Annotated in this window: 3 protein-coding genes; 2 read left to right on the top strand and 1 reads right to left on the bottom strand. The window is 56.2% G+C overall.

Features of this window, described 5'->3' with window-relative positions; genetic code table 11:
• The first annotated feature begins 433 nt into the window (after positions 1-433).
• A complete protein-coding gene (locus Q1B15_RS01025) occupies positions 434-967 on the top strand; it encodes a hypothetical protein (protein ID WP_299748823.1) in 534 nt (177 codons plus the stop codon).
• A gap of 581 nt (positions 968-1,548) precedes the next feature.
• Here Q1B15_RS01025 and katG read toward each other — a convergent pair.
• Positions 1,549-3,729 carry a catalase/peroxidase HPI gene (katG, locus tag Q1B15_RS01020; RefSeq protein ID WP_299748820.1) on the bottom strand — a complete coding sequence of 727 codons (2,181 nt, stop codon included), beginning with the start codon at positions 3,727-3,729 and terminating at the stop codon, positions 1,549-1,551.
• 115 nt (positions 3,730-3,844) lie between these two features.
• Between katG and Q1B15_RS01015 the strand changes: the two genes are divergently transcribed.
• Positions 3,845-4,507, top strand: a 663-nt coding sequence (locus Q1B15_RS01015; RefSeq protein ID WP_299748817.1) for a LysR substrate-binding domain-containing protein, incomplete at its 3' end; no start/stop codon positions are given.

Raw genomic sequence — 4,507 nt, 5'->3', positions numbered from 1 at the left:
GGTGTGTGGAATTTGCCCCCGCGAGGGGCAGTAGCGCGTAACTTCACTGAGTTGATAACTCGTTGAAGTATCTCGCAAAATACCTGCGCCAACGCAGCCTAAGTGGCGGCTGAACGAAGCGGGCGAGTTGTTCCCCCGCGTTTCCTGGAATGTTCCCAGCGATTTGCGTGATTTTTTTTCTGGACCGGAAAAGCAGTCATAAGATGCGACAAACAGACAGAAAAGCCGCTGCACGTTCAGCCGTTATCGAGCCAGAAGAGAACACGCAAAATCAGCGCCTAGATCGGGAACGTCGGGACGATATTGTTCCTCATCTCGGTTTGCCTATCCGAGGTGGTAGAAATACTTGGGTGGTTCATTGCCCACGCGCAGGCAAGGTTGCGAAGATTACCCTTTGGCACCTGTGCGACCATCCCAATCATGCGCGCGGTCGATGGCTCGGGACCTTCTTGAAGATGCGACAGCCCACCCACCCTTTTCCGGTGAAACCGCCTTAGCTGCCTTTGCCTATATCTTCCTTGATGATTGCGCGCGCCGCTGGAAGCCCTCAACCCTCCGGTCGCACAGGCACGCAATGTCACGATACACTCTGCCGGGTCTGGGACATATGCAGATTGGTGAAGTTGAGCGCTCCGATGTGACCGTGTGGTTCAACAAAATGGAGATGTCGAAGGGTGGTCGCAATCGCGCTTTGTCGCTTCTGTCGTCCCTGCTTATCCATGCAGAAATCCGCGGACTTCGCCTACCCGGATCGAACCCTTGTGCTGGGATGAGACGACACGACATGCGCTTCCAAGCGAGCTACCTGCACGCCGATGGCTACGCGGCACTTGGACGGGCATTTGCCAAGGCCTCAGCGACGTCACCCATGGCCGTGCGCGCTCTTCGGCTTTGCGCTTTGACAGGATGTCGAAAGTTGCGCCCATTCTCAAGCGTGATCTCAATGCGTGCCTCGGGCGGTAGTTGATCAATATCCTTAAGAATTAGCGCGTCGGACACCTCAACAGGCTTGAAGCCAGGCGTCTCAACGTCTCTTGGCTGAAACCGCGCATCACCTAGCCAAGAGTATATCCGGCTGGTTGGCACCCATGTTGCTTTGTCACCATCGGAACGGTTGCTCAAGCGGCATGACTCTTTGCAACCAACTGCCGCTCGAACGCATCCGTATATTTGGAGCCGCGGCCTCTTCGCTTCTTGCTCGCATCAAATCCCCTGTCATTGCGCGGCCGAATCGCAGGCCTCGCGCAACAAATGACAGGTCAAATCAAGCCAAAATAGTTGGGGGTTCCCTTCATGCTTGCAATCAAAAAGAGTTTTCCAGAGAAATAAGCCCAAACTACTAGGGCGCAGTCTTTGCGCGGACCAAGCGGCAGCTCAACTGTCCTGTAGAGACTGGTGTGCATTCGTTTGAGAGCCGCAGTATTGGCGATGGATGCGCGCGCAAAGGTGAGTGCCAGTTTCGCGCCCGATAAATGAGGTTTAGGAGCACGCAGCGCCCCAGAGGCACGAGTTTTGCGTCCGGGCAGCAAAGCTGCCCGGAACGTTGTTTTAAGCTACAAGGTCAAACCGGTCGGCATTCATGACCTTAGTCCACGCCGCCACAAAGTCGCCGACGAACTTCGCGGCATTGTCATCTTGAGCATAAACCTCGGCATAGGCGCGCAGAACTGAGTTGGAACCAAAGACCAGATCCGCGCTGGTCGCAGTCCACTTAACAGTGCCAGACTTGCGGTCACGGATCTCGTAGCTCCCGTCCTCCTCGACTGGGTGCCAACTATTGCCCATATCAGTCAAGTTCACGAAGAAGTCGTTGGACAACTCGCCTTCGCGGTCGGTGAAAACGCCGTGCATGGAGCCAGCATAGTTAGTGCCCAGTACTCGCATGCCGCCCAAGAGCACCGCCATTTCTGCACCGGTGAGGCCAAGAAGTTGAGCCCGATCCAGCATCAATTCTTCGGGGCTGACGGCATACTTGGTCTTTTGCCAATTGCGGAAGCCATCAGCGAGCGGTTCAAGCACGCTAAATGAATCCGCGTCGGTCTGCGCTTCGGTCGCGTCACCGCGGCCTGGTGTGAAGGGTACCTCGAGATTATGGCCCGCCGCCTTGATCGCCTGCTCCAGCCCAACATTACCTGCCAGAACGATCACATCCGCCACTGACGCGCCCGTTTTGGCCGCGATGGGTTCTAGGATGCCAAGGACCTTTGCGAGACGTTCGGGCTCGTTGCCTTCCCAGTCCTTCTGAGGAGCCAAGCGGATGCGTGCTCCGTTGGCGCCGCCGCGCTTATCCGAGCCGCGGAAGGTCCGAGCGCTGTCCCAAGCTGTCGCGATCATTTCGGCGTTGGAGAGCCCGCAATCTGCAATCATCGCTTTAACTGCAGACACATCGCAGTCTTTGTTGCCAGCCGGGATGGGGTCTTGCCAGATCAGATCTTCGGCAGGCACGTCCGGACCGTAGTAATTGGACTTGGGACCCATGTCGCGGTGGGTCAGCTTGAACCAAGCGCGACCGAAGGTTTCGGCGAAGTACTTTGGATCCGCCATGAACTTCTGGCAAATTTCATTGTAGGTCGGATCCACCTTCATCGCCATGTCGGCATCGGTCATAATCGGGTTGTGGCGAACCGAGGAATCGGTCGGGTCGACCGGCATGTCTTCTTCCTTGATATCCACGGGTTCCCACTGCCAAGCGCCAGCCGGGGATTTCTTGAGCTGCCACTCATAGCCGAAGAGCAGCTTGAAATAGCCCATATCCCACTGAGTGGGGTTTGTGGTCCAAGCACCTTCTATACCCGATGTGAAGGCATTGGTGGCCTCTCCAGCCTGGCCCGGATTGGCCCAGCCAAAGCCCTGTTCTTCAATGCCGGCGGCTTCTGGCTCAACGCCGATCTGATCGACAGCACCCCGGCCGTGTGCCTTGCCGACGGTGTGGCCCCCGCAGGTAAGAGCCGCGGTTTCCTCGTCGTTCATTGCCATTCGGGAAAATGTCTCACGCACATGAGCCGCTGTCCTTGCAGGATCAGGCTGACCGTTCACACCTTCAGGATTTACGTAAATAAGACCCATATGCACTGCCGCCAGTGGGTTTTCGAGGGTGGAAGCGTCGTCCAAGTCAGAGTAGCGGTTCTCGCTAGGCGCAAGCCACTCATTCTCAGCGCCCCAGTATACATCGGTCTCGGGCCCCCAGATGTCCTCGCGGCCAAAGCCGAAGCCAAACGTCTTCAGACCCATCGACTCGTAGGCCATGTTCCCGGCGAGAATGATGAGATCAGCCCAAGACAGCGCATTTCCGTACTTTTTCTTGACCGGCCAGAGCAGGCGGCGGGCTTTATCAAGGCTGGCATTGTCAGGCCATGAGTTCAATGGAGCAAAACGGATATTGCCGGACCCCGCACCACCCCGGCCGTCGCCCGTGCGATATGAGCCGGCCGAGTGCCAGGCAAGCCGTATCATCAGACCGCCATAGTGGCCCCAGTCCGCAGGCCACCAATCCTGATTGTCAGTCATCAGTGCCTGGACGTCGACTTTGACGGATTCGAAATCTAGACTCTTCACCGCCTCGCGGTGGTTATAGTCAAGATCCATCGGGTTAGTTCGAGCACCGTGTTGATGCAAGATGTCGAGGTTCAGCGCATTCGGCCACCACTTGGTGACTGGCTTGTCATTCGCGGTGTTGCCACCGTGCATGACGGGGCAACCGCCGGTGGGGCTCACGTTGTTTCCGTCCATTAGACTCTCCGTTCGTTGATGAAATCAGAGCCAACAGCTCTTTCTGGAATCGTTCTAACTTCAGAGCTTCATTAACGCCAATTGAATATTCAAAACACTGCGATAAGCTGAGCAAATGAAAGGCCTCACCCTCAAACAACTTCGTTACTTTGATGCGCTGGCGCGGAACCGGCACTTTGGTCGCGCCGCTGAGGCGAGTTCCATCTCTCAGCCGGCGCTATCGCTACAGATCAAGGAGCTAGAGGGCAGTTTTGGTGCTCCCTTGGTGGAACGCAGTGCACGACAGGTTCGCTTAACTGCGATTGGTGAAGACTTTATACTTAAGGCGCGACAAATCTTGATTGCCGTTGAGGAGCTCGAGGATCTCGGACGGGCGTCAAGGTGGCCACTCGCGGGAAGGTTAAGGCTCGGAATAATCCCGACTGTTGCGCCATACCTATTGCCCAACATCATCTCTGCTCTGACCACGAGTTTCCCGAAATTGGAGCTGGAACTGCGCGAATCTGTGACCAAATCATTGATTGACGCCCTCGTGGAATCGCGCATCGATTTGGCGATCGTTGCGCTTCCGATTTCGGAACCCTCGCTGCAAGAGTTTTCTCTCTTTGAGGAAGACTTCGTTCTGGTCCGACCTATCACGGACGCAGACAAACCAGTTCCAAGTCCTTCGATGCTGCAGTCCATGCGCTTGCTACTACTTGAGGAAGGACACTGCTTTCGTGACCAGGCCCTCTCTTACTGCAAGTTCACAGATGTTCGACCGCGACAGGTGATGGAG

Origin of the sequence: uncultured Boseongicola sp. (assembly GCF_937988555.1) — a bacterium.
Classification (GTDB): domain Bacteria; phylum Pseudomonadota; class Alphaproteobacteria; order Rhodobacterales; family Rhodobacteraceae; genus Boseongicola.
The sequence above is the reverse complement of the archived record's forward strand: the minus strand, read 5'-3'. Positions and strand labels throughout refer to the sequence as shown.

What these genes read in the sequence shown, in the direction of transcription:
- Q1B15_RS01025 (WP_299748823.1), top strand. Translation starts at nt 434, where the DNA reads ATGGCTCGGGACCTTCTTGAAGATGCGACAGCCCACCCACCCTTTTCC.
- katG (WP_299748820.1), bottom strand. Translation starts at nt 3,729, where the DNA reads ATGGACGGAAACAACGTGAGCCCCACCGGCGGTTGCCCCGTCATGCAC.